Here is a 25,157-nt window from a genome sequence, read left to right on the forward strand (position 1 = left end):
ACATTGTGAGCCTGGGTGCGCGGGGGCAAGCTGAAATGGCCTCACTCCCCGCTGGCCAACGGCCTCCCGGTGCGCTTTGTCCAGGGGCGTGCGTGCGTCCGCCCACTCCAGCCCCGGCCCGGGAATGAAGACGTGCCTCGCCCTGGTGGCACTGGGCGTGGGGGTGCGGCTCGCGCTGGCGCTGGGAACGGACGTCTACTTCGACGAAACCTATTACTGGCAATGGGCCCGGCATCTCGCATGGGGATATTTCGACCATCCGCCGATGGTGGCGTGGCTCATCGCCGCGCTGGGCATCCGGGGGACGGCGCTCCTGTGCGGGCTGGGGACGGGCGTGGCGGTGTGGGGGCTGGCGCTGGACGTGTACCGGTCCAGGGACGCGGCCTGGCGCGCGGTGGCGCTGTGGAGCGCGGTGCCGGTGGGCATCCTCTCCGGCGTCTGGGCCACGCCGGACTCGCCCATGCTGTTGTTCTGGGCGCTGGGGTTGTGGGCGCTGTACCGCGAGAAGTGGGTGCTGGCGGGGCTGACGTGTGGGCTCGCGCTGCTGTCGAAATATCCGTCCGTGCTGCTGGGGCTCGCGTTCATGGTCGCGGCGCTGCGGGCGCGGAGGCTGCCGGCGGGCGCGTGGCTCACGGCGGGGCTGGGCTTGCTGTGCTTCCTGCCGGTGGTGCTGTGGAACGCGAGCCATGACTGGGTGGGCTTCAAGTTCCAGCTGAACCACGGCCTGGGCGGGAGCGGCGGCTGGGCGACGTTCGGCGAGTACGTGGCGGGTCAGTTCGCGATGGGCGGGCCGGTGCTGTTCCCGCTGGCGCTGGTGTACGCGGTGCGAGGGCCCAGGGAGCAGTTCCTGCTGCGCATGGCAGCGGTGATTCCGCTGCTGTTCTTCGGCTACGCGGCGGCGAAGACGCGAGGCGAGGCGAACTGGCCCGCGGCGGCGTACGTGGCGGCATGCATCGGCGTCGCGGGGATGCGGCCGGTGTGGCAGCGGGCGGCGACGTGGAGCGGGATGGCGGTGGTGCTGGCGGTGACGTCGCACCTGCTGTTCCCGGTGCTGACGTTCGAGAGGGACGTGGTGCTGGCAAGGACGCACGGCTGGGGCGTGCTGGAGCGGTTGAGGACGCCGGAGCAGTTGTTCCCAGGCATGGCGCCGGGTCCCACGGCGGTCTACGCGCCGACGTACCAGCTGGCGTCGCAAGTGGCGTACGCGACGGGCGCGGAGACGGACACGGTGGGCCCGTCACGGCGCAAGAGCCAGTACGACGTCTGGCCTGAGCTGGAGTTGAAGCCGGGCCAGGACGTGCTGTGGTGTTCGGAGAACGGCGCGGCGCCGCCGGAGGAACTGGTGCAACGCTTTGGGTCCGTGGAGGGTCCCGTGAAACTCACGGGGGTCTTCCGGGGACGGCGGCTGCACACGTTCACGGTGTGGCGCATAAAACGGGCGAAGGTAGGCTTCGAATCGCCTGCGCGGTGAACGAAGATGGCGAACATCACCAACCACTCTGCAATCCAGCCAAGCAAACCATAAAAGCCATGCATGCAACAAAGAAACGCGAATTCCGTACCGCATTCATCATCGACGAACCTTCGATGGAGAAACTCGATCAAATCCTGAGCGAGTTCGGCCCGCGCTCCTACTCCATATCGTACACGGACGGACTCACGCTCAACTGTGGGGATAGCAGAGGTTTCAAACAGCAGCCCAACAACAGCAACAATCAAATCATCGAAATTCTCGTCAGCACTCCCTGGCAATCCACTCAACGAGCGGCCGTTCGCCTCCGCAAGCCAGAAAACTCAGAAGTCTCATCAATCGATTACGATATCGCCGGAGAAGAGAAGGACGTATTCATCCTCTCCGGAAAACTCGACCAATGGATCGCAGCCAGACGACCCGCGTATGCATATCTTTCCCGCTGGGAATTAATTCCAATACTCAGCGCCACGAGTGGACTCATGCTCATTCTGATGGCACTCATCGCACTACCAAACAGCGAATCTGCCGTCCGCGAAGCTCAGGCCACCGGGAAACCTTTGCCAGTTGTTGTAATGGCGCCACCATGGGCATGGGTTACAGCCTTCGTTGGACTCACAGCAACATGGCTAAGAAATCGCGTAATGCCGATTTCCGATTTCGCCATTGGCGACGGTGCGGAGAGAAGCCGACGGCTTAGCTTTTGGAGAAACACCGTTATCCTGGCCTCTTTATTGGGAATTGCAACAAGCGTCTTGACTGGAAAACTGACCCAGTAGAATTAGGACTGGAGACGGCTCGTACCCCCAGTATGGCGGCTGGGGGACTGATCATTCTGGGCTGAGGAACTTGTTCACGACCGGGTTGTCGCTGGAGTCCCAGCCCAGCACGCCCAGGTACATGCTCCGGCGGCCTCCATCGTCGGTCTGCGCGTCGATGCTCACTGGGCAGGGACTGCTGCCGCACAGCCAGCCGTGGAAGAAGATGCGCTGTCCGCCATCGAGCGCCGCGATGATGTCCGCGCCGCCTATCAAGACTGGCCTACGACCATCCAGTTCTGGCTTTCGATAGGCGCTGACACCTAACATCACTCGGGCAGGAAAACAGGCCCAGAGACGCCCCAACATCCAACGCAGGCACGGAATTAAATGGCACCGCTATCCAAGCTAGCAACCAATCGAATCGACGACCTGTCTCGTCGCTGGACCGCATTTCCCAACCTTGAAACAGTCGGTTACTACGAATATTTCTCTCAATCGATCCACACACCAAGCATCGAACAAAAACACGTAGACCAGTCCAAGACACTTCAAGATTTTACACTTAAACGCAGAACACTCGGCGTTTTTACTCACGAACTAACGCACTGGCTTGACCACACATCAACTTTATGGGGACACGGGAATCTCATTCGTCTCTACGAAGCAATCGATGCACGCAAACACGGACGCGAGGTTGACCTGTGGCGGATTCCACTTGCGCTCGCCGACAACAAACGGACTCACTTCAATGAATACTACACAGAATACGGGCCGGCCGCAGATTCAGGCAGGCCTTGGGTTGCAACATACACCTGCGGTCGCGAGTACGGACTTGATGGCCGAATCCGGAACGATCGGCCGGTGATGTTTGTCAGATTCTCGACGCCTTCCAATAGACTTATCGTACGCGCACCGCTATCCGTGGCTGCTCTTCTGGAAACCAGAGCGGTCTATGCAGAGCTCAGAGCCGACCTGCATTTCATATCAAATCTGAGTGAGGACGATCGAATCATTACCACGAAGCTATGGCAAACCGAATTCATGGATCGACTGTACATGGCCCGCTACGCCGCCTACACAGTCGCAGCGCACTTTGTCGCCAACAAGGCGAAAATGACAAACGCACTCGAGGCCTTCAGGTACTCATCATTGTTGGCCGGCCTTGCACTCAATCTTCCTCCGACACTCTTCACAGCTTTGCGACAGCCCGATGGGCTTGAGCCATGGCAAGAGTTAATCCCATATTTAATCGCCAGCCAGAATCGCGGGTACGCATTCTTAGTTTTGGCGAGCTCGCTCCCCCAGGAAGAACTGCCAGTCGAAGAGCGCATAGGACTCATGCTAGAGAACGCTGGGCTGCCGACTGCGCCAGAAATCTATACCCAAACCCTCACCGAGATGCAGGCACTTGGCGGCGGCGTGCACTTGCGCAACACAGGACGGGAGCAAAGACTGAACGGCCTACTATCCGTGGGATTTGCATACCAGAAATCTTTTGGTCCAGCATCCGCTCCTTATCTGGCAAACGACGCCGTCCTCAAAGCCGACATGAGGGCAGTTTTGCCCCCAGTGATTCTTGGCGACGGGCAACTTCTACAATACGGCACTCCGCTGCCAAAACAATGCGAGATCACCGAAGACTGGGTGACACAGTCTTGGGATGAAGAGAAGCAGCTTCAGGAATTTTTCGGTGCTTGTCTGCCATAATCGGCGACCGAAGATTCGAGGGGGACTGATTTCCATTTCTGGCCGAACTCACCAAACATGCAGGATTATCCCCAAAAAAAATGCAAAATAGCTCTGGGCCGCCAGCCGTCCCGAAAGAGCCCGGGGCCTGCGGTCCCTGAAGAAGAGCGTCAGATTGGCGATTGCCATTCCCAGGGGCAGCAGGAAGAACCAACCCGCAGTCTGTGAATGCCAGGATTTTGTCAGCCACAGGTAGAGCCCTGACGCTCCGACCATCATCGCGAAGGCAATCACGGCGCTAGTGGTAGAACCTACTTCGTCGCTGTAGAGCTTTTCCCCGGGCTTCGTGGTCCCGGGCCACGCGGTCTTCCGCATCACCTCCCAGTGCAGGTACAGGAAGACCATTCCCAGGATGGCCAGCAGCCCCTGTGGATTCAGCGGCGTTCCGGTGCGCTCCGCGTGCGCCACCCAGACGTAGAGGCCGTGGCCCACGTGGAGCTGGATGGCAATTCCTATCATCAGAAACATGCTGCGCTGGTACGCAGCCCAGTGCTTCTCCAGCACCCAGAGCACCAGCGCGTGCACCATTATGCCCAGCAGGATGGCGGCCCTTACCCAGGACACCGCCAGGTTCGTCCCGAGCAACACGGCCGCGTTGAGTCCCAGGGCCAGGTACAGGTCTCCGAAACTCACGTCCCCTTTCGCCAGACCCCGGTTGGGGTTGTGGACGAGGTCGTATTCGTAGTCGCGCAGCTCATCCACGATGCGCATGAAGTAGCCCACTCCGAAGATGCTCAGCGCGACGTGCAGCAGGTCCGGGGAGAACGCCAGCCCCCGGGCCCCGTCGAGCACTCCGAACATCCCGTCCAGGCTCACGCACCAGAGCGTGACCACCAGCAGGTAGAACAGCGGCGGATAACGCTGCACCGAGAAGCGCAGCGTGGCCCTTGCCCGCTCCATGACGGACCTGCTCATGCCGCCACCAGGGTGACTGTTCCCGTGGAACCATCCACGCGGACCCTCGCTCCGTCCGGGATTCGCGTGGTCGCGTTCGCCACTCCCACCACCGTGGGGATTCCGAACTTCCGGCCCGCGATGGCTGTGTGCGACAGCATGCTGCCTCGCTCCACGACGATGCCTCCCGAGGCCAGCATCAGGAACAGCCAGCCCGGATCCGTCTCCTTCGCGATGAGGATATCGCCCTTGCCCAGCGTGCCCACCGCTCCCGGGTCCAGCACGATGCGCGCGTTGCCCTCCACGATTCCCGCGCTCGAACCGATTCCCTTGAACAGCGAGGCATTGTCGCTGGCGGCCTCCACCACCCTGGGGATGCCGTCCGCCACGCTGCCCACCGTCGTGAAGTCACGCGGCGGCTGACGGTCCTGGTTGTCCTGCTGCTCGCGCCTGCGCAGCTTCGCGAGCTCGCCCAGGTTCCTCGTGACGCTTCGGCCCTCGAAGTGGTCCAGGACCTCGCGCATCGTGAGGTAATGCACGTCCAGCGGTGCATTCAGCACGCCCCGCTCCGCCATCCGCTGCCCCAGCGCCGCGAACACCTGCTTGCTGAAACCGAAGAGCTGGCCTCGCCAGAACCGGCTGTCCTCTCGCAGGCCAATCACCGTCCGCAGCTTTTCCAGCAACTGCTCGATGGCCAGCTTCTTCAGCGAATGCCCCTGGAGGAGCGTGGCCAGCTGCGCCTCTGCCTCCGTGCGTCTTGCCTTGTCCGACGCCCTCAGCTCCTCGCGCGTGACGGACGTGCGCGCGTAGGACTGGACGACCCGCACCAGGTCCCAGGGCGTGTCCCGCAGGTTCGGGCGCTCCACGTTCAGCTCCTGGACGCCCCGGTCTCCGTACTCGCTCAGGTGCTCTCTGAAGGCTCGGGCGAACGCGGGCGGCACCTCCCCGGCGTCGATGCTTCGCCAGAGGGCTTCCGCCTCCCCTTCGTCGAAGCGCTTCGCCAGCGCCGGGTCCGCTCGCACCATCTCCGCGAGCGCCACCGCGGAGAGCAGCGCGTGCGTGCCCGCGTCCGGCTTCGCTCCGCACATCAGGCCCACCAGCAGCGCGCTGGGGTCCTCTCCGGTCCACTTGAGCAGCAGTCTGCGCGCCAGTCCGAAGCACGTGTTGATGTACCAGTGATTGATGAGCGTCAGCCCCCACCAGTTCCCCACCTCCGTCCAGACGCGCCGGAAGTGATGGATGAGGACCAGCGGGTCTTCCCTCTCCACGGGCAGCGACCTCAGCCCCGCGAGCGTCTGCTTCCACCATGTCTCGAACGCTTCGAAGTCCCGCTGGAACGTCGCGGTGACGGTCAGCGCTCCCAGCGCCGAACGGCCCAGCGCGTACGCGTAGCTCGCGGTGCTGGGGAAGCTCTCACGGTGGCCGGGCAGCCGGATGACCAGCGACGCGTCTCGCTGGAGCACGTCCTCCAGGTCCCGCATCGACGTGGCCGCGATGAACGGGTTGATGCCATTGACGTGCATCAGGTTCGACAGCGAGTGGTAGACGCGCCCGTCGATGAACCCCAGCATGTTCTGGAAGGCCGGCGTCTGGTCGTGCAGCGCCCTCGCGTCCGCGCCCTTCATGCGGCGCAGCAGGTCGTAGAAGATGACCTCGTAGAAGTAGCTGGCCAGCGAGTACGTCAGCGGCGTCGTGACGCCCGGGAAGCTCTCCGACACGTTTCCGCAACCCCACACGCGGATCTTCCGGAAGTCGAAGGCGATGGGCCGCGCCTGCAACACGTGCAGCGTGCCGTCCTCCGTGAACGTGCCCTCGATGTCCTGGGGCATGCCGAAGCTGCGCTCAATGTCCTTCGCCAGCGTGGCCAGCCGCTTCAGCTCCTCGTCCGTGAGGCACGGCGCGTCCCGCTGGGGCTCCGGCACGGGGCGGCGGACCAGCTCGCCTCCGGGCTCCGGGTTCTCGCAGAGCATGTCCGCCTTGTGGCCCAGCTCCCGGTCGATGTGGCCCGTCTCCGGGTGGATGAAGTAGTGGTCCACGCCCACCTTCTCCTGAACCACACCCTCCCCGATGCCGTGCCCCGCGACCACCAGCGTGCGCCGCTCGGTTGTCTTCGGGTCGCAGGTGAAGGCCACGAAGGAGCGGCGGCCCGGAATCATCCGCTGCACGCCCACCGCCACCATCAGCCCGCGGACGTCGCGGCCCTGCGCCAGCCGGTAGATGAGCCCTTCTGGTGTGTAGGCTGACGCCCAGCAGCGGCGAATCCGGTCCAGCAGCGTGTCCCTCCGCACGTAGAGGAACGTGGAGCTCACGCCCGCGAACGGATCCGTCTCCGAATCCTCGCCCTCCTCCAATGCCCGGCCCACGACGGAGGCCCGCACGGCCACCATGCCCCCCTCGCCGAAGGTCCGGTCAAAGGCAGCCAGGATGGCGGCTTCGCGGTCCGCGCCCAGGGGGACCTGGAGGAAGAGCTTTTCAATCTCCTCCGCGACGCGGCGGATGTCCTGATGGGACGTCCGGTCCACCGCCGTGGTGAGCCGGTCGATGGCGGGCTGGAGGGGCCGCGCCACCTCCTGGAACATCGTGGTGGTGAGGCAGAAGAACTCGGGGACCGGGAAGCCGTGCTTCGCCAGGTGCTGCTGGCGCGCGAACTTCTGGCCGACGTGCTGCGGATCACCGGCCTCGGTCATGGAGACGAGCGGAAGGGGGGAAGCCATGTCAGGGGATTCCTTCAGGAACGAAAGTCATTGAGCGCGCTTCGCAGGGCATCCACCGGGGACCGCGCCAACACGTCCTCCGGCCCGAGCACCTCCGCGAGCCGCGAGACATCCAGACACTGTGAATGGGTCAGCAACTCCAGACGCTCCGCCATCGCCCGGGCACGCCGGCTGGGGACCTCCCGCATGACGCGCAGGAGCGCTCCGGGAACACGCACCTTCACGGCGGGGCGCTCCAGCCCCAGCCGCTGGGCCACCGTGCCCAGGAACTCCCCGCGCAGGAGCGGTTGTGCATAGGCGACGTTGAGCGCCTGCTGTTCCGGGTGCGGCGTCTCCACCATCCGGCTCGCGAGCCGCCAGAGGATGCGGCCCAGGTCATCCACGTCGATGACCGAGCACCCCACCCTGTCGTCCCCGACCTGCACGCCTTGCTTCAGGAGCTTCACCATCGCGGGCAGGACGAACCGGTCCCCGCGCCCGAGGAGGAAGCGCGGCCGGAGCAACGCCGCGTGCAGACCGTTCCGGACCGCGTGCTCCATGACGACGTCCTCCGCCGCCACGCGCGAGCGGGCCAGGGCGGTGATGGGACGCAGGGGATGCTCCTCCTTCACGCCCCGGTGCGGCCCCGGGCCATAGACAGACATGGAGCTGCCGAGCAGGACACCCCGGCAGTCCCCTCGAGGCCGCGTCAGGAGCCGCCGCGTGCCGTCCACGTTGGTCCGCTCGAAGCCCGTGTTGTCGGTGTCCCTTTGCTTCATGGCGAGGTGCAGGACGACGTAGGGGTACGGGGGAAACAGCGCGTCGGGGATGCCGTGCAGGTCCCCGCGCACGACGTGCACGCCGGCTCCCCAGTCACGGCCATCGGGCGAGCGCACCAGCGCGTGCACAGGATTCGGCCCGCGGTGGCGCAGGAAGGCCTGCCCCACCATGCCGGTCGCGCCCGTGAGCACGACGCCGAAGCCTCCGGGCGGCAGCGCTACCAGACCCATGGGACCAGCCGCTTGCGGCTCGCCGCGTACTCGGCGTAGCCCGGGAAGGAGCCCAGGAGCAGCCGCTCCTCGTGCCGGATGCGCAGGAGCACCGCCGGGACGAACAGCAGCGCGAACACCGCGATGCCCACGACGGCAGGAAACACCAGCAGGTAGCCCACGTGCGCCAGCAACATGCCGGTGTACGCCGGATGCCGCAGCTTCCGGTACACGCCCTCCGTGACGAGCAGGCTCGCGTCCGGCAACCGCACGCGGTGCGAATAGGCCTTCCCCAACGTGCGGATGGCCGTGAGCCGCAAGGACACCCCGGCGATGAAACAGAACACCCCCGCCGCGCGCGGCACGGGGCCCACGTCCAGCGTGGGGAGCGCGACCGCGAGGAGGAGCGTGGCCAGGCGGGCAATCGCATACAGCTCCAGCGTGGCGCTGTCCCGCTCCGCGGTGGGCTTGCGCGTCTCCCGCAGCGTCACCCGGCTCTCCACCAGCATCCACGTCACGTACAGCCCCAGCATCAGGGCCGCGATGGGCCGGCTGTCCTCCGGCGTGCGCAGGACCTGCCGGATGCCGAGCGGAATCAGCAGCCCCACGCCCGTCACCAGCAGCAGCGTGGGCATCCAACGGTGCAGGTTCTTCATGACGCCTCCTTCGCGCTCAGCGCGCCAATGAGCCCGTGGAAGCAGCAGGTGTCCTCCTGCCAGCCCTGCACGGCGATCCACATGCGGCTGCGCTTCCCGACGGTGCGCACCGGCTCCGCCCACTCGGGCAGCCGGAAGCTGACGAAGGTGCGGATGATGACCGGCACGTCGTTGCGCACGAAGCGCCGGAACTCCAGGGACAGGCGCGTCATGATGAGCGACCAGTCCAGCGGCAACCCCACGCCGTGGATGGTGGCGATGCTCGCCTGCCGCGCCAGCTCCGTGAGCAGCATGCCCTGCACGTGGCCTGAGGGATGGTCGAAGACGAACTCCGGGGACTCGGTGAAGCAGTTGAACTGCTGGAGCGCGCCCACCCGGCACGCGTTGGCGAGCAGCACGTTCGCCGGGTCGCGCTTGTGCACGAGCACCGGGTCGATGCGCGCCAGCGGCCTGGCCTGCTCCGCCTCACTGAAAGCCTGACGGCCTGCCGAGACGGAGTTGCGCACGGGGATGCGGGCCAGGAGCTCCGAGACGTTCTCCGGCGGGTCCCGCTTCCACGGGTCACCCACGCGCACGCCCACGGGCGTGGCGTCCGCCCACTCGGCCAGCGCGGGGAAGTCAGCGGCGCGCGCGCCCAGGTAGAGGCCGCAGTGTTCCTGGAGCACGGCGGCCAGGAACTCCGCCTCCTCCACGTCCTTCACCGGGATGCGACAGGGGTGCTCGACCTCCGGAAGCAGCGGCTCCGGCACGAGCAGGAACGGGACGGCCTCCGGCGACGCCACCCGCACGCGTCGCTCGGGATGGCTTGAATCGGAATCCATGTCTGCCTTTCTCCAGCTGAGGGGGAAAGGCAGTCTAGGAATCGCGATGTCTCAATACGAGAACCGGGGAAGGCCCGCTTTCACGCGTCGAGGAATCAGACCCGGAGGATTTGCGGGGTCTGTTTCATGAACCGTCATGACACGTCGCGAAATGCGTCTTGGATTGAGACGGACGGTGCGGCCGCGGGCTCACTGCCCCTCGGGCGTCACCGGCTCGCAGCGGACCCGCACCTCCAGCTTCTCTCCCCCCACCGCCCAGGTAGAGGGTGCCCGTGGTGGGCGTCGTGTCGGAGTACTGGCGCCGGCCCTCCGCGGACGCCTTCGATGGGGCGACGGCCGGTGGTGAACACATGAACCCGGTGTGACACCGGCCGGGACGCTGGCTGGCGAACAGTCGAGCGGGCCCCGGGTTGTAGCCGGACGGGTGCGTGATGACGGTGCGCCCCGAGTACGGCTGTTCGGGCAGGGCGGGCGTGGGAGGGGTGGGCATGGGGACGGTCAGCGGTCGTGCGTGGCTTTCGGCATTGGCGTTGGTGGTGGGCGCCACCCCGGCGTTCGCGCAGGGCGAGCCCGTCGCGCCGGATCCGATGAGCGTGCGCCGGGTGGCGGACCTCCCCGCCGAGCCCCGCTTCATCCCGGATCCGATCCAGCCCGGTTCGCAAGCCACCGCCGAGCTGAACGGGCGCCTGTACTTCCTCTCCGCCGCGAGGGACGACAGCACCGGGTCCACCGTCCAGGAGCTCTGGGTGACGGACGGAACGCGCGTGGGCACCCGCTCCTTGCAGGAAGAGCTGCTGCCGCCGGGCGCGCGCATCGACCCGGGCACGCTGCGCGCCACGGCCCACCGCCTGTTCTTCGCCGCGACGTCGCCGCAGACCGGGCGCGAGCTGTGGACGAGCGACGGCACGCGCGAGGGCACGCACGTCACGCGCGAGCTCAACCCCGGTCCGCTCGACGGCATCACCTTCCCGGCGCAGGTCTTCGTCTTCGGTGACTCCGTGCTCTTCACCCCGGTGGGGCTGGGCGAGACGAACTTCGACCTCTGGAAGTCGGACGGCACGGAGGCGGGCACCGTGCCCGTCAAGGACATCTACCCCGGGCCCTCCACGGCCTCCGCGGGCGGCTTCGTGCGCATGGGGGACAGGGTGTTCTTCACCGCGAACAGCCCCCTGGGCACCGAGCTGTGGCGCACGGACGGCACCGAGGCGGGCACCGCGCTGGTGCGCGACATCCACCCCGGCATGTATCACTCCACTCCGCGCCAGCTCACCGTCATGGGCGGCACGCTCTACTTCACCGCGGACAGCGGCAGGTACGAGCGCGCCATCTGGAAGTCGGACGGCACCACCGAGGGCACCGTGCGCGTCGCCGGGCTCGTGCCCCAGGCGCAGGGGCCCAGCCTCCACCACTTCACCGCGCTGGGCGACCTGCTCTTCTTCCTCGTGACCAACCCCGGCACCATCGAGCTGTGGCGCACGGATGGCACCGAGGCGGGCACCCTGCCGGTGAAGACCCTGCCCCGGGCGATGCTCGAAGGGCCTCCGGGCATGACGCTCGTCCCGGTGGGCGACCGCGTCTACGTGGTGGGCCAGGGCGCCGCCTCCGGTGACCTGCTGTGGGTGACGGATGGCACCGAAGCGGGCACCGTGCGCATCCCGCTCCCGTTCGGCAACGCGCTCCAGTTCGTGCGTGGCTTCACCCCGTGGGAGGGGGGGCTCGCCTTCATCGCGACGTCGGGCTCGGGCGTGAGCGAGCTGTGGCTCACGGATGGCACCCAGGCGGGCACGTCCCGGCTGACGCGGTTGCCTTCAAGCAGCATGTACGGGCCGCCCACCGGGCTGGTGCCGTTCCAGGGCGCGCTGCTGACGTCGTCCGCGGACCCGTGGACGCCGCGCGCCCTGTGGCGCATGGAGCGGGATGAAGCGCCGCCGACCTTCGTGTGCCCGGCCGCGCGGGAGGTGGCCTCCAACCGGCCCGAGGGCACGCTGCTGGTGCGCAGCCCGCCCCCGGCGCTGGTGGGCAATCCGCCCCAGGTCGCCCTCCGCACCACCCATCCGGACTCCAGCCTGCTGCGGCTCCACCAGCCCACCCTCGTCACCTGGCAGGCCGAGGACGCCACGGGCCGCCTCGCGTACTGCTCCACCACGCTGACGTCGCGGGACCTGACGGCGCCCGCGATGACGGGCTGCCCCACGGAGCTCACCCTGGGCACGCGCTCGCCCCTGGGCCTCACCTTCTACTATCCGGACCTGGGCATCCAGGATGAGACGAGCCAGGACGTGCTCGTCACCCACAGCCCGGAGGACGGCAGCGTGCTGCCCCTGGGCACCACCCGGGTGACGATGACGGCGAAGGACCCGTCGGGCAACGTCAGCACCTGCTCCTTCCCCGTCACCATCCGCGACGGCCAGGGGCCCGCCGGAGCCTGCAAGGTGAGCGAGGTCCGCGTGGAGGCGGAAGGGCCCCAGGGCGCGCATGCGTACTGGCCGGACCCCGCGCCCACCGACACCATCTCCAGCCAGGTCAGCGTCACCAGCACGCACGCGTCCGGGGACCTGTTCCCGCTGGGCCTCACCCGCGTGGAAGTCATCAGCACCGACGAGGCGGGCAACAGCACCACCTGTGAGATCCAGGTGCGGGTGCGCGACTCGCGGCCGCCCGTGCTCAGCTGCCCGGAGGACCAGACGCTGACCTCCGCGGTGATGACCGGCACCCGCGCGGAGTACCCACTCGCCACCGCCGAGGACGCCGTGTCCGCGACGGAGCTCTCCTACAGCCCCGTCGTGGGCACGCCGCTCGCGCCGGGCCACCACGCGGTGCAGGTCACCGCCATCGACGCGGCCGGCAACGCGGCGCTCTGCAACTTCCAGGTGACCGTGCAGTACGACCCGACGACCGACATGCGGCAGGGCCTGGGCTGCTCGGTGGGCAGCGGCCCGTCGTCGGCGGTGGGCTGGGTGGCGCTGCTCGCCCTCGCCTGGACGGTCAGCCGCCGTCTGAAGGGCGGCAAGCCGCGCGGGTGAGCGGAGAGCCATGGCGGCGCGGGGGACTTCCGCTACAGTCCTCCGCGCTCCCCATGGACCTCACCCTCTTCGTCGTCGGACTCGTGAAGGTCGTCCTCGGTGGCCTCGTGGCCGCGCTCGGCATCGGCCTGAGCATGCGCGGCCTGGGCCGCCTGCTGGACAGCCACCCCGTGGAGGAGCTGCGCCAGGGCAACGTCGCCGCCGGCCTGGTGCACGCGACGAGCCTCGTGTCTCTGGGCCTGCTCGTGCAGCACGCGCTGAAGGCCACCAGCGACGCGGTGGACCTGGCGGTGCAGAACCCGCCCGTGTCCGCCGTCTCGGTGCTCCAGCTGCTGGGGCTCGCGCTGGTGCACGTGGGGCTGTCGCTCGCGGTGGGCGTGGCGGTGCTCGCCCTGGGCGTGCGGCTGTTCGACAAGATGACGCCCGGCATCGAGGAGCTGGAGGAGGTGCGCAAGGGCAACATCGCCGCCGCGCTCCTGCTCTGCGCCTTCCTGCTGGTCATCGCGCTGCTCACCGCCCCCGGCCTCCAGGCCGCGCTCAACGGACTCATCCCCTTCCCGCAGCTCCCTACCGGAATGCTGCGCGCGCCTGCCTGAGCCCTTCCATGGTCTCGCGCTCGTGGAAGCTGCTGCTGTCGCTGGTGCTGGTGGGGGCGCTCCTCGCCTTCATGGGCTTCGAGGGAGTGCTGGCGCGCAAGGCGGGCCGGCTCGCGGAGGCCCCCCGCCCGGAGACGGAAGCGCCCCCGGCCAACGCCCCCCAGGAAGCGCTGAAGGACCTGGGCGTGGTGCTGGTGCCGGAGGACACGCCGCCGGAGCGCGCGAAGGCCTATGACTGGCGCGTGGAGGGCCTGGAGCCCGCCCGTCAGCAGGTGGCCTACGGGCTGGGCGAAGCGGTGGAGCGCGGGCTGGAAGAGGCGCACCGCGACTACAGCGTGCGGCTGCGCTACCGCGCCATGGGCCCGGAGCGCTTCACCTACGTGGCGCCGCCGGGCTGCGGCACGGACATGCGCTGCATCTACGCGGAGCTGATGAAGAGCAACGCGGAGCCGGTGCGCGTGCTGGGCAATCGCTTCGCCACCTCCATCCGCGAGCGCGACCTGGACGCGGCGCAGGCCACCGAGCTCATCCTCGGCTTCGTGCGCCGCATCCACTACGAGCTCCCTGGAGACGAGCCCTTCGGCATCGTCCCGCCGGGGCTGGTGCCCGCACAGGACCGGGGCGACTGCGATTCCAAGGCGGTGCTCGCGCTGATGCTGCTGCGGCAGGTGGGCGTGGACGCGGTGATGCTCTATTCAGACGCGCTCGCGCACGCGGCCATCGGCGTGGGGCTGCCCGGCACCGGCACCCGCATCCCCTTCGCGGGGCGCGGGTACCAGTACGCGGAGCTCACGGCGGAGGGCTGGCCGCTGGGGATGATTCCGCCGCAGTACGACAAGCCGCAGCTGTGGCGGGTGCTGCCGCTGCCGGACGTGCAGGGCTGAGCGCTGGCGACTCGCCTTATTTACCTGTATTCCTGCTCTATCTCCTTCCCAGGTGGGAGCAGGCACATGACAGGTTCACGGACGTGGATGACGGTGGGGCTGGTGGCGCTGGCCACCGGTTGCGGCGCTGCGGGGGACGCGGAGTCGCCGATGGCTCCGGGCGCGGTGGCACAGGCGCTGGGCGCGTGCACGCACTCGGTGACGACGAACACGTACAACGGCCCGGAGTACTGGGGCACGCTCGTGTTCAAGAACACGGGCACGGTGGCCATCGCCAACCCGGTCATCGCGCTGGACGTGCCCACGGGGGTGACGTGTGACGATGATCAACCCGGCTGGACGCACACGCAGTCAGGCCGCACGTGCACCTTCACGCGCACGTCGTCGCTGACGGTGGCGGTGAACACGTCCTACACGTTCAACTACTCCACCAACTCCAACACGTCCTTCACCGCGGCCAACGTGAAGGTCCAGTCCGACAGCTGCGGCGGCACGTCTCCCGGCGGCACGGGCCTCACCGCGAACCAGAAGAAGGTGGCGGAGGGCCTGACGAGCATCTGGGAGAACGACACGCCCACGCTGGACTACGCCTACTCGGAGAACATCGGCGACGGGCGCGGCTACACCAACGGGCGCGCGGGCTTCTGCACCGGCACGGGCGACGCCATCCAGGTGGTGCAGTGCTACCGGGCCCTGCGCACGGAAGGGAATGGCAACCGCCTGGCGAAGTACTGGAACGGCCTCACCGTCATCAACAACCGCTTCCTGTCCACCGGCCAGTCGCAGGCGTCCACGGCGGAGCTGGATGCCGTGGGCAACTGGACGGCGGACTGGGCGGCCAGCTTCAACACCGCCGCCACGAAGGCGGACTTCAAGCAGTGCCAGGACCAGGTGAGCGACGCGCTCTACTACACGCCCACCATCACCGAGGCCGCCAGGTGGGGCCTCACCCAGGCGCTCACCAAGGCCGCGCTCTACGACGCGTCCATCAACCACGGCTTCGACGGCATGAAGGACCTCATCCGCCAGGCCAACACCGCCCTGGGCAACAGCGGCCAGGTGGCGCCGGTGGTGGGCTACAACGGCATCACGGAGAGCGCGTGGCTCCAGAAGTTCCTGGAGAAGCGCCGCGACGTGCTGGCGGGGGACTCCACCTGGGTGGAGGCGGTGGACCGCGTGGCCGCGTACGAGAAGCAGCGCCGCCGCGGCAACTGGGACCTGGGAGTCGCCCTGCGCAACGACGTGCGCGCCCGCGACTGCTGGGGGACGGCCTACCCGGCGAGCGGCTACACCGTGCGCAACATCAACCCGGACGGCACCTGGAGCACGCCGTCCTCGTACACGTACTCCTGCCAGTAGGACGACAGGACAGTCCCGCACACGGACCGTGACGGCGGGCGCCCCGGGGTGGCATGACCCGGGGCCATGGCCCGTGACGTCTCGTTCTTCGACAAGCTCGCCTCGCTCCTCGCCCAGGAGCGCGAGGCAGAGAAGGCCCGCACGACCGCGTTGGCCCAGGGGCTCTCCCTGCGCGAGCGCGAGGAGCAGGGCCTGTCCGTGCTGGACCTGGAGACCGTCGAGGAGGAGGTGGGCCTGGGCGGCCGCATCCTCCTCACGCTCGCCCGCGCGGACCGGGGGAGGCTGCCCACGCGCCTGTCCAACGGCGACTTCGTGGCGGTGCTGCCCCGCCGCGCGGAGGTGAAGGAGCCGGCGAAGGCGCTCGTGTCGCGCGCCACCTCCACCCGCATCCAGCTCGCCTTCGACCGCGAGCCGCCCGCGTACCTCTCCGAAGGGCTGCTGCGCCTGGACGTCGTCCCCAACGACGTCACCTATGAGCGCGTGCGCGCGGGCCTCCAGCGCGTGAAGGCGATGGACAAGGGCCAGGAGCGGCACAAGCGCGAGGTGCTCCTGGGCAACGAGCCCCCGCGCTTCGACAACACCCAGGACTTCACCCCCACCCGCCCGCTCAACCCGGAGCAGCAGGACGCCGCGAAGCGCGCCCTGGCCGCGGAGGACTTCTTCCTGGTCCACGGCCCGCCCGGCACCGGCAAGTCCACCGTGCTGGCGGAGGTCGCGGCCCAGGCCGTCGCGCGCGGAGAGCGCCTCCTGTGCACCGCGGCCAGCAACGCCGCCGTGGACCACCTCTTGGAGCTGTGCCTGGAGCAGGGCCTGCGCGCCTTGCGCGTGGGCCACCCCGCGCGCGTCGCCGCCCGGCTCCAGGAGCACACGCTGGACATCGTGGTGGAGGAGCACCCGGACCGCGTCGTCAGCCGCGACCTGTTCGACGAGGCCTTCGACCTCTTCGGCTACGCGCGCCGCCAGCGCAGCCAGGGCCGCAGCCGCGAGCGCTTCTCCAACGCCCGCTCCTCCACGGCGGAAGCCAAGGACCTGATGGACGAGGCGCGCAAGCTGGAGAAGAAGGCCGTGAAGGCCGTGCTCGCCCGCGCGGACGTGGTGTGCGTGACGCTCGCGAGCCTGGGCTCCGGCGTGCTCGCGGGCGAGGAGTTCGACCGCGCCCTCCTGGACGAAGCCACCCAGGCCACCGAGCCGCTGGCCCTGCTGGGCTTCCTGCGCGCGCCCAAGGTGGTGCTCGCCGGAGACCCGCAGCAGCTGCCGCCCACCGTGCTGTCCCAGGAGGCCGCGAAGGCGGGCCTGGGCACGAGCCTCTTCGAGCGCCTGCTGAAGGACCACGGCGACGACGTGAAGCGCATGCTGCGCGAGCAGTACCGGATGAACGCCGCCATCATGGCCTTCCCCTCGAAGGAGATGTACGGCGGGGAGCTGCGCGCCCACCCGTCCGTGGCGGACCGCACGCTCGCGCAGGTGCTCAGCCCCGGCGCGGAGGCGGACGCCCCGCCCGTGCTCTACCTGGACACCGCGGGCAAGGGCTTCGACGAAGAGGTGGAGCCCACCACGCACAGCCTCCTCAACCCGGGCGAGGCCACCTACGTCATCGCCCGCGTGCGCGAGCTGCTGGCGAAGGGCCTGTCCCCGCGCGAGGTGGCCGTCATCGCCCCATACAGCGCCCAGGCCCGGCACCTGCGCGAGGCGCTGGAGGCCGTGCACCCGGAGGTGGAGGTGGACACCGTGGACGCGTTCCAGGGCCGGGAGAAGGACGCCATCCTCGTCAGCCTCACCCGCTCCAACAGCGAGGGGCAGCTGGGCTTCCTCAACGACCTGCGCCGCATGAACGTGGCCCTCACCCGCGCCCGCCGGCACCTGTTCGTCGTGGGCGACTCCGCCACCCTCAGCAGCCACCCCTTCTACGCGCGCTTCATCGAGGGCACCCAGACGGACGGCGGCTACCGCTCCGCCTGGGAGTGGCCGGACCCGGCTGAGCAATGATTGTCATCCCAACGACTCCGGGCTGCCCCGCGGGACTACGCAAGGAGTGCGGCCCGGGCGCGCGAAATTTGTCGCATCGCTGAACGAATTTTGTCACCCGCCTAGCCGCCTGGTTCCGGCGACGGCCGGAAATCAGGCATTTGGGCCCATCCCCGGGGTCGGCACGAAGGATGCTTCTCTTGCCGGGCACGGAGGGAATGCATGTCCCAAGCGCCTGTGGTGACCAAGGAGAATGACGTCTGGGTGATTCGGATCGACCGGCCCAACGGCAAGGCCCAGGAGTACCGCTGCGCCACGGAGAGCCAGGCCCGGCAGCTGGCCATGGTGCTCGGCAAGCCGGACACCGGCGGCCCGCCGCGCCCGGCCGCGTCCAGCAGCCTGGTCTAGGGTCGCCAGTACCCGGGGGGACGGAGTAAGGCGTGAAGGCACGAGGAGGCTCCGTGCCCGCCGCCGCATTCGAATCCCTCACCGTCGACGCCGAAGGGCTGCCGCTGCACGTGCGGCAGCGCGGCCCCCAGGGGGCCCCCGCCGTGCTGTTCCTGCATGGCTGGCTGGACCACTCCCACAGCTTTGATCCGCTCTGCGAGCACCTGCCCCAGGCCTGGCGCACGGTGCTGCTCGACTTTCGCGGCATGGGCCAGAGCGGCCACGCCGGTCCCGGCGCCGCGTATCACTTCAGCGACCACCTGCTGGACGTGGAGGCCACCCTGGACGGGCTGGCCCTGCCCCCGGTGCACCTGGTGGGGCACTCGCTGGGCGGCATCGTCGCGCTCGCGTACGCCGCCGCGCGCCCGGAGCGCGTCCTCAGCCTGACCCTCATTGAAAGCCTGGGCCCCTCCGGCGGCCCGGCCACGGGCGCCCTGCAGCGGCTGCGCGGGTTCCTGGACGACTCGCGCCGGCCGCCCAACCGCAAGCGCTACCCCACGGTGGAGGCCGCTGCGGAGCGCCTGCGTCAGGCCAACCCCACCCTCTCCCCGGACGCGGCGCTGCTCTTCGCGCGCCACGGCACGCGCCGGACTCAGGAGGGCGACTTCGCCTTCACCTTCGACCCGCGCCACCGCCGCCGCTTCGGCCAGGGCTTCGACGAGGCCCAGTGGCTGGCGCTGGAGGCCGCCGTCACCTGTCCCGTGCAGCTCCTGCGCGGCACCGAAGGGCTGTCCCCCGCCCCGGAGCTGCTGGAGGCACGGCTGGCCGCGCTGCGCACGCTGGCCGCCCCGCCCCGCTCCTTCGAAGGCGGGCACCACGTGCACCTGGAGCAGCCGGCGGCCATCGCCGCCGCGATCGCGGCGTTCATTGCCGGAAGCCCTGCCGAAGCGTCATCTGCATGACCTGAAAAGTTGGGGGTGAAGGTTGGCAAAAGGTCGGGAAAAACCTTTCACCCTCCAGGGCAACCCGGTTCCCTCCAGCGCTCACTTGGCCGCTGAAGCTTGAGCCAAGTCCCTGAATTCAGGTGGCCGCGGCGTGACGGCCCCGGGCGGCACGGGTCTTGATTAGGGGGAGCCCGAGTTGGATCACGTGTCCCGGGCATCCGTGTGCGTGTGGTGGGGAAGGGTGGGGAGCGGACAATGGTGATGGGGTGGAGGGGTCGGTTCGTCCTGCTGGCGTCGTTGGTGGCGGGGACGATGGCGTGTCACGAGGAGGACCAGACGCGCGGGGTGCAGGCCACGGCGGTGCTGGACGTGGACGCGCTCGACTTCGGCGAGGTGCCGGTGGGCGAGTGGCGTGAGAAGGAGGTCCGCATCCGCAACGTCGGCTACGTGCCCTTCTCCGCGCTGGAGGCGCTGGGGATTGGCAACAACCCGTCGTACCAGGTGGAGCTGACGGACGGTGGCGGCCGCGTGCCGCCGGGCGAGTCGCATGTCGTCAAGGTGCGCTTCCACCCCCTGAAGGAGGGGCCCGTGGAGGAGACCTTGCGCGTGACGACGGACGCCAACGTGGGCGCGCTGCAGCAGCTGCCCGTGCTGGGCCTGGGCACGCCCACGCGCATCGGCGTGAACCCGCCGGTGCTGGACTACGAGACGCTGGAGGTGGACAGCGACCGCACGCTGGAGGTCACCGTCACCAACCCGGTGGACCTGCCGCTCACGCTGAAGGTGGCGGGCGACCAGGCGGATCCGTTCACGCCGGACACCATCACGGTGCCGCCCCTCAGCACCCAGGTGGTGAAGACGAAGTACCTGCCCCGCTCGCTGGGGCAGATGGGCGCGCGGCTGGAGGTCATCTCCTGCGAGACGTGCACCCCGTCCGTCGTGGACTTGAAGGGCAACTCCGTGGCGAGCGCCTTCGTGTTCGACCCGGCGCCCGTGCCCTTCGACGAGATCCCGGTGCACGAGCGCACCGAGTCCTTCACCCGCGCGCGCAACATCACCTGGCGCCCGGTGACCATCTCCGCGCTGGCCACCAGCGACCGGGCCTTCTCGCCGCTGACCAAGCCGGAGGGCTCCACGGTGCAGCCGGGCGAGGTGGTGGAGATGCGCATGGAGTTCGCCGCGCGCTTCTCCGGCCCCAACGTGGGCAACCTCACGGTGGCGTACGCGTCCGACAAGGCGCGTGAGGCGCGCGTGATGCTGGATGCGCGCGGTGGCCGGCCCACGCTGGCGGTGGCGCCGGTGGCGCTGGACTTCGGCGAGCTGCCGGTGGGCGGCAAGCTGGAGCAGGTCATCCGCATCACCAACGCGGGCAGCAACGGCCCCCTCACCTTCACCGGCGTGCGCGCCGACGGCGACGCGGCCCAGTTCGCCGTGGGCACGCCCACGCGCGGCACGCAGAACTTCCCCTGGAAGGGCGGCACCTGGCCCGCGCTGGAGGCCAACGGCCTGCAGATTCAACCGGGCAACGACGCGCTGGAGCTGAAGGTCTACTTCGAGCCCAAGAACGAGGGCACCTTCTCCGCGACGCTCTACGTGCAGTCCAACGACCTGTTCACGCCCGAGCGCGCCATCACCCTGACGGCCCGCGCCCGCACCTCCGGCCCCTGCGTGTACGAGCTCTTGCCGCAGCCGAAGCTGGAGTTCGCCAACGTAGTGCCGGGCCGCGGCGCGGTGCTGGGCTTCTACTTCCGCAACCCGGGCCGGGCCGAGTGCGCCATCAAGGACGTGCACCTGTCCAATGACGGCGGCGGCGTGTTCTCCATGCCCGGCGGTCCCATCACTGGCGGCGTGGTGCTCTACGACACGGCCTTCAGCTCCATGATTGCCTTCCGCGCGCCCACCACGGGCGGCGAGTTCAACGGCGAGCTGATGCTCACCGTCAACAACCCGGCCCACCCCACGGTGACGCTGCCCATCCACGCGGTGTCCAACCCGTCCTGCCTCGTGGCCACGCCGTCCTTCGTGGACTTCGGGCCCATCCGCTACGACTGCCCGGCGAAGCCGCGCAAGACGTTCCTGTCCAACCGCTGCAGCGAGCCGCTCACCGTGGCGGACGCCACCATCGGCAACGGCACGTCGAAGCAGTTCTCCCTGATGACGCCGGTGACGGCGCCCATCACGCTCCAGCCCGGCGAGGGCTTCGAGATGGAGGTGGACTACGCCCGCAACGTGCTGGGCCAGCACTACAGCCCGCTGTACTTCCAGACGGACACGGAGGCGAACCGCTTCCTCGTGCCGCTGCTCGCGGAGACCAACCACGAGGGCATCCAGGTGGACCGCTTCACGCAGGGCACCGACAGCCAGCTGGACGTGCTCTTCGTGGTCTCCAACACCACCACCATGGACACCTACCAGCAGCGCCTGCGCAACGCGATTCCCGGCTGGCTGCAGCGCGCCAGGGAGCTGAACGTGGACGTGCGCGTGGGCGTCACCAGCACGGGCCTGGTGCAGCGCCAGGGGCTGTGCGGCGGCGGCGCCAACGGCGGTGAGGCCGGCCGGCTCTTCCCGGTGGACGGCAGCCGCGCCCGCGTGGTGTCCGGCAACAGCGCCAACGCGGCGGCCACCATCCAGTCCAACCTGGGCGTGGGCCTCTGCCACAACCTGGTGCAGGGCCTGGAGACGACGCGCCAGGCCCTGTCCGCCCCGCTGTCCGAGCAGGCCGACGACGTCCGCACGCCGCAGCCCAACGACGGCAACCTGGGCTTCGTCCGCGCCGCGGCCCGCATGGCGGTGGTGGTGCTGGCGGACGAGGACGACCACTCCGGCTTCGAGCCCGACAGCTACATCCAGTTCCTCCAGACGCTGAAGGGCACGGGCATGTCCCAGCGCAGCAACCTGCACGCGCTCATCCCCAACGGCGCCTGCTCCACCGCGAGCAGCAGCGCGCCCCGCTTCGCCGCGGTGGCCAGGGGCACGGGCGGCACGGTGGGCTCCGTCTGCGAGGGCGACTACCGCGGGTTCCTGGACCCCATCATCCAGCAGGCCGGTGAGCCGCAGGCGGACTTCCACCTCACCGCGACGCCGGACGGCACGCAGGAGATGAGCGTGCGCGTGAACGGCCGCACCCTGGGTGCGGACCAGTGGACCTACGACGCGGGCCGCAACGCGGTCATCTTCGCCCAGGGCTCCGTGCCCACCCCGGGCCAGTCCGTGGAGATCCGCTACCGCAGCGTCTGCGCCCCCACTCCGTAGCAGGGGCCGCGGCCGGTACGGAGTCGTGACGCAGCGCGGCCGGGCCGGTTCCCAAGGGGGGCCGGCCCGGTTCGCGTTTTTGGGGGTGCTCGGGCTTTTGAGATCCGCGCTGACGCGGCTATCGTCACGGCCGGAGTGGAAACGTTCGGCCGCTATGAATTGCTGCGCAAGCTGGCCACCGGCGGCATGGGGGCCGTCTATCTGGCCCGGCAGAAGGGGCCGGTGGGCTTCCAGAAGCTGCTGGTGGTGAAGCGGCTGTTGCCCCACCTGTCGGAGGACGACGAGTTCCTCCAGATGTTCCTGGACGAGGCGCGCATCGCTGCGCTGCTCAACCACCCCAACATCGCGCAGATCTACGAGATGGGGGACGTGGACGGGCAGTACTACATCGCGATGGAGTACGTGCACGGCGAGCCCTTGGGGTCGCTGGTGCCGCGCGCGTCGGCGCACCCGGGCGGCTTCCCGCTGGGCCTGCGCTGCCGGATCATCGCGGAGGCGGCGGCGGGGCTGGACGCGGCCCACAACGCGCGCAGTCCGTCCGGCCGGAAGCTGTCGCTCATCCACCGGGACGTGTCGCCGCAGAACGTGCTGGTGGGCTTCAACGGCGGCGTGAAGCTCATCGACTTCGGGGTGGCGAAGGCGCAGGGGAAGCTGTCGCAGACGGTGGTGGGCACCATCAAGGGCAAGCACGCGTACATGTCCCCGGAGCAGGCGCGGGGCGAGCCGCTGGATGCGCGCTCGGACGTGTTCGGGCTGGGGACGGTGTTCTACGAGCTCCTGACCGGCGGCCGCCTGTTCAAGCGCGAGACGGAGATGGCCACGCTCAAGGCCGTCGTGGGGCACAAGATCGTTCCCCCCTCGGAGGCGGTGCCGGGGATTCCGAAGTCGTTGGACCCCATCGTCTTCAAGGCGCTGGCGCGCAAGCGCGACGACCGGTTCACCACGGCGGGCGAGCTGCAGCTGGCGCTGGAGGAGTTCCTCCAGCAGGAGAAGCTGCACGGCACCAGCGCGCACCTGGCGGCGTTCATGCGGGACGTCTACGCGGACGAGCTGGAGGAGGAGCGCTTCGCGGCCGAGCCGACGATGATCTACTTCGACCCGCGCCTGATGGCCCGGCCGGGCAGCGCGGCCTCCGCGAAGGCACCGGCCGCCGGGACGACGCCGTCCGCGAGCAAGGCGCAACCGGCTCCGGCGAAGACGCCGCCCCGTGCGCCGGAGCCGTCGGTGAGCCAGTCGTCGACGAAGGCCGCCGCGTCGCCGGAGGACTCCGGCGTGGGGCGGCCGCCGCGCACGAGGGAGACGTCCGGCCTGAGCCGTCCGGATGCCCGGCCCGTGAGGACGCGGGAGAACACCGGCGTGAGCCTCGCGGACACCCGTCCCCTGAGCGACGAGGAGGCGGGCCAGTCCACCGCGAAGCACGAGGCCGTGCGCGCGGAAGGCGCCCGGTCCTCCACCGCGAGGCATGAGGCCGTTCGCGCCGATGCGGAGGCCGGCCGTTCATCCACCGCGAAGTTCAGCGCCGTGCGCGAGGACGCCGCGAAGCCGTCACGCGCGCCGGAGGGCTCCACCGGAGGCCGTGCCGCGGGCAAGACCGTGCGCGGACCGGAGGACGCCGACAGCCGTCCCGCCGCGAAGGCCGTGAAGTCCTCCGCGGACACGACCGGCAGCCGCTCCGCCGCGAAGGCCGTGCGCGCACCGGAGGACTCCGTCGGAGGCAAGGTGCCCGCGAAGACGGCGCGCCCCACCGAGGGCTCCGTCTCCTCCGCCCGGCGCCCCCCGCGCGGCGGTTCCGACTCCGACAAGTAGACCCGAGAAGCACCGCGACAGGCCGCCTCGGGCTCTCCTCGAAGCGCGTGCCCCAGGCCCTGCGAGCAACGCGGGCCTCGCGGCCTACAGGCTGGCCAGGGCCACGCGGTACAGCGCGCGGTAGCCCATGCGGGGCGCCACCTCGAACCGCTCCGCGTTGAAGATGTCCCGCATGAGCGCCTGCCCGTCCGGCGTGGACGGCAAGCCCAGCAGCGCCGTCTCCAGCGCCGTCACCAGCGGCGCGGGCAGCCCCATCGCCACCGGCACGCCGTCATTGGGGGCCTCGTCCGTGTACGCCAGGAGCTCGAACTTCGAGCCCATCCCCGGCCCCAGCACGTCCTCCACGCCCGTGGTGAACGTGAGGCCCGTGGAAGCGGGCGGACAGAAGACGCTCGTCACCTGCGCCCTGCCCTCCAGCACCGCCTCCAGCGCGCCCTGGTACGAGCCCGTGAACTGCTGCGCCACGAACACCCGCGAGGGCTCCAGCCCCTGCGTCTTCAAGAAGGCGCTGGGCAGGAGGTAGCCCGCCACCGAATCGCGGTCCACCCACGCCGCCGTGGAGCCCTTCAGCTTCTCCAGCGTCAGCCCGGAGCCCGCCCGCCCCACCAGCGCGGAGCGGTAGCTGGACATGCCCCGGCGCACCCCGCGCGCCAGCACCCGCACGCCCATGGCCTCCATGCGCGCGCACACGAAGGGCGGCGCCCAGGCCGCGTCCGCGCGCCCTGACAGGAGGTCCTTGGCCAGGGTCTCGTAGCTGGTGGCGACGTTCACCTCCACCAGCTTGCCCAGCGCGCGCTGCAGGAACGACGCGAGCCGTTCCGCACGCTCGCGCGCCGTCTCACTGCCCAAGGACGGCGGCAGGCCGAAACGGAAGGAGTGCCGCGAACCGGAGGGGACGTGCGGGGTCATG

General features: G+C 69.1%; 19 protein-coding genes. 12 read left to right on the top strand and 7 right to left on the bottom strand.

The genetic code is table 11. The annotated features are described in order from the left end of the window. Positions 1–124: 124 nt before the first annotated feature. Both NR792_RS19200 and NR792_RS19205 read left to right on the top strand, forming a co-directional pair. The gene (locus tag NR792_RS19200) at positions 125–1,471 is read left to right on the top strand and encodes an ArnT family glycosyltransferase (protein WP_375761460.1); all 1,347 of its coding nucleotides are present in this window, start codon (positions 125–127) and stop codon (positions 1,469–1,471) included. Continuing rightward, positions 1,468–2,250 (top strand): hypothetical protein, encoded by a 783-nt coding sequence (locus NR792_RS19205; RefSeq protein WP_375761461.1) that lies wholly within the window; start codon positions 1,468–1,470, stop codon positions 2,248–2,250. Before NR792_RS19200 ends, NR792_RS19205 begins: the two co-directional genes overlap by 4 nt. 51 nt (positions 2,251–2,301) lie before the next feature. Here the strand turns inward: NR792_RS19205 and NR792_RS19210 are convergent, their stop codons facing one another. Further along, positions 2,302–2,505 (bottom strand): hypothetical protein, encoded by a 204-nt coding sequence (locus NR792_RS19210; protein WP_375761462.1) that lies wholly within the window; start codon positions 2,503–2,505, stop codon positions 2,302–2,304. A 114-nt stretch (positions 2,506–2,619) separates the two neighbouring features. On the opposite strand from NR792_RS19210, the gene NR792_RS19215 reads away from it, so the two are divergent. Next, positions 2,620–3,939, top strand: a complete 1,320-nt coding sequence (locus NR792_RS19215) for a hypothetical protein (protein WP_375761463.1) — start codon at positions 2,620–2,622, stop codon at positions 3,937–3,939. A gap of 48 nt (positions 3,940–3,987) precedes the next feature. On the opposite strand, the gene NR792_RS19220 is transcribed toward NR792_RS19215, so the two are convergent. The 5 genes from NR792_RS19220 to NR792_RS19240 are packed head-to-tail and all read right to left on the bottom strand — an operon-like array spanning position 3,988 to position 10,031. After that, a complete protein-coding gene (locus NR792_RS19220) occupies positions 3,988–4,893 on the bottom strand; it encodes a hypothetical protein (protein WP_375761464.1) in 906 nt (301 codons plus the stop codon). Further along, positions 4,890–7,586, bottom strand: coding sequence for a PEP/pyruvate-binding domain-containing protein (locus NR792_RS19225; protein WP_375761465.1), 2,697 nt, complete (start codon positions 7,584–7,586; stop codon positions 4,890–4,892). The genes NR792_RS19220 and NR792_RS19225 overlap by 4 nt, the downstream gene beginning before the upstream one ends. Before the next feature lie 14 nt (positions 7,587–7,600). Beyond that, on the bottom strand, positions 7,601–8,575 hold the full coding sequence (locus NR792_RS19230; RefSeq protein ID WP_375761466.1) for an NAD-dependent epimerase/dehydratase family protein: 975 nt from the start codon (positions 8,573–8,575) through the stop codon (positions 7,601–7,603). Further along, positions 8,563–9,210: a methyltransferase family protein gene (locus tag NR792_RS19235; RefSeq protein WP_375761467.1), complete on the bottom strand. Its 648-nt coding sequence runs from the start codon at positions 9,208–9,210 to the stop codon at positions 8,563–8,565. Before NR792_RS19235 ends, NR792_RS19230 begins: the two co-directional genes overlap by 13 nt. Next, complete coding sequence (locus tag NR792_RS19240) at positions 9,207–10,031, bottom strand: AfsA-related hotdog domain-containing protein (protein ID WP_375761468.1); 825 nt, start codon at positions 10,029–10,031, stop codon at positions 9,207–9,209. The genes NR792_RS19235 and NR792_RS19240 overlap by 4 nt, the downstream gene beginning before the upstream one ends. Before the next feature lie 431 nt (positions 10,032–10,462). On the opposite strand from NR792_RS19240, the gene NR792_RS19245 reads away from it, so the two are divergent. The 9 genes from NR792_RS19245 to NR792_RS19285 all read left to right on the top strand — a co-directional run bounded on the left by NR792_RS19245 (position 10,463) and on the right by NR792_RS19285 (position 24,247). Continuing rightward, entirely contained in the window at positions 10,463–13,054 is a 2,592-nt protein-coding gene (locus tag NR792_RS19245) for an HYR domain-containing protein (protein WP_375761469.1), read from the top strand. Between the two features lie 53 nt (positions 13,055–13,107). Next, entirely contained in the window at positions 13,108–13,650 is a 543-nt protein-coding gene (locus tag NR792_RS19250; protein WP_375761470.1) for a DUF350 domain-containing protein, read from the top strand. A gap of 8 nt (positions 13,651–13,658) precedes the next feature. After that, positions 13,659–14,534 (top strand): hypothetical protein, encoded by an 876-nt coding sequence (locus NR792_RS19255; RefSeq protein ID WP_375761471.1) that lies wholly within the window; start codon positions 13,659–13,661, stop codon positions 14,532–14,534. A gap of 66 nt (positions 14,535–14,600) precedes the next feature. Beyond that, positions 14,601–15,893, top strand: a complete 1,293-nt coding sequence (locus NR792_RS19260; protein ID WP_375761472.1) for a chitosanase — start codon at positions 14,601–14,603, stop codon at positions 15,891–15,893. Positions 15,894–15,959: 66 nt separating this feature from the next. Beyond that, positions 15,960–17,879, top strand: coding sequence for an AAA domain-containing protein (locus tag NR792_RS19265; RefSeq protein ID WP_375761473.1), 1,920 nt, complete (start codon positions 15,960–15,962; stop codon positions 17,877–17,879). A 201-nt stretch (positions 17,880–18,080) separates the two neighbouring features. Further along, positions 18,081–18,266, top strand: a complete 186-nt coding sequence (locus NR792_RS19270; protein ID WP_375761474.1) for a hypothetical protein — start codon at positions 18,081–18,083, stop codon at positions 18,264–18,266. Between the two features lie 53 nt (positions 18,267–18,319). Further along, positions 18,320–19,207, top strand: a complete 888-nt coding sequence (locus NR792_RS19275) for an alpha/beta fold hydrolase (RefSeq protein ID WP_375761475.1) — start codon at positions 18,320–18,322, stop codon at positions 19,205–19,207. 237 nt (positions 19,208–19,444) lie between these two features. After that, positions 19,445–22,441, top strand: coding sequence for a choice-of-anchor D domain-containing protein (locus NR792_RS19280; RefSeq protein WP_375761476.1), 2,997 nt, complete (start codon positions 19,445–19,447; stop codon positions 22,439–22,441). A 135-nt stretch (positions 22,442–22,576) separates the two neighbouring features. After that, positions 22,577–24,247: a serine/threonine protein kinase gene (locus NR792_RS19285; RefSeq protein ID WP_375761477.1), complete on the top strand. Its 1,671-nt coding sequence runs from the start codon at positions 22,577–22,579 to the stop codon at positions 24,245–24,247. 84 nt (positions 24,248–24,331) lie between these two features. Here NR792_RS19285 and NR792_RS19290 read toward each other — a convergent pair whose 3' ends face one another. Next, the gene (locus NR792_RS19290; protein WP_375761478.1) at positions 24,332–25,156 is read right to left on the bottom strand and encodes a phosphate/phosphite/phosphonate ABC transporter substrate-binding protein; all 825 of its coding nucleotides are present in this window, start codon (positions 25,154–25,156) and stop codon (positions 24,332–24,334) included. Position 25,157 lies beyond the last annotated feature (1 nt).

The sequence above is a fragment of the Corallococcus exercitus genome (assembly GCF_042231735.1).
In the GTDB taxonomy this organism is placed as follows: Bacteria; Myxococcota; Myxococcia; order Myxococcales; family Myxococcaceae; genus Corallococcus; species Corallococcus exercitus_B.

Coding starts and splice junctions, on each gene's coding strand:
- NR792_RS19200 (WP_375761460.1), top strand. CDS start 125: ATGAAGACGTGCCTCGCCCTGGTGGCACTGGGCGTGGGGGTGCGGCTC.
- NR792_RS19215 (WP_375761463.1), top strand. CDS start 2,620: ATGGCACCGCTATCCAAGCTAGCAACCAATCGAATCGACGACCTGTCT.
- NR792_RS19220 (WP_375761464.1), bottom strand. CDS start 4,893: ATGAGCAGGTCCGTCATGGAGCGGGCAAGGGCCACGCTGCGCTTCTCG.
- NR792_RS19225 (WP_375761465.1), bottom strand. CDS start 7,586: ATGGCTTCCCCCCTTCCGCTCGTCTCCATGACCGAGGCCGGTGATCCG.
- NR792_RS19230 (WP_375761466.1), bottom strand. CDS start 8,575: ATGGGTCTGGTAGCGCTGCCGCCCGGAGGCTTCGGCGTCGTGCTCACG.
- NR792_RS19235 (WP_375761467.1), bottom strand. CDS start 9,210: ATGAAGAACCTGCACCGTTGGATGCCCACGCTGCTGCTGGTGACGGGC.
- NR792_RS19240 (WP_375761468.1), bottom strand. CDS start 10,031: ATGGATTCCGATTCAAGCCATCCCGAGCGACGCGTGCGGGTGGCGTCG.
- NR792_RS19245 (WP_375761469.1), top strand. CDS start 10,463: ATGACGGTGCGCCCCGAGTACGGCTGTTCGGGCAGGGCGGGCGTGGGA.
- NR792_RS19250 (WP_375761470.1), top strand. CDS start 13,108: ATGGACCTCACCCTCTTCGTCGTCGGACTCGTGAAGGTCGTCCTCGGT.
- NR792_RS19255 (WP_375761471.1), top strand. CDS start 13,659: ATGGTCTCGCGCTCGTGGAAGCTGCTGCTGTCGCTGGTGCTGGTGGGG.
- NR792_RS19260 (WP_375761472.1), top strand. CDS start 14,601: ATGACAGGTTCACGGACGTGGATGACGGTGGGGCTGGTGGCGCTGGCC.
- NR792_RS19265 (WP_375761473.1), top strand. CDS start 15,960: ATGGCCCGTGACGTCTCGTTCTTCGACAAGCTCGCCTCGCTCCTCGCC.
- NR792_RS19270 (WP_375761474.1), top strand. CDS start 18,081: ATGTCCCAAGCGCCTGTGGTGACCAAGGAGAATGACGTCTGGGTGATT.
- NR792_RS19280 (WP_375761476.1), top strand. CDS start 19,445: ATGGTGATGGGGTGGAGGGGTCGGTTCGTCCTGCTGGCGTCGTTGGTG.
- NR792_RS19290 (WP_375761478.1), bottom strand. CDS start 25,156: ATGACCCCGCACGTCCCCTCCGGTTCGCGGCACTCCTTCCGTTTCGGC.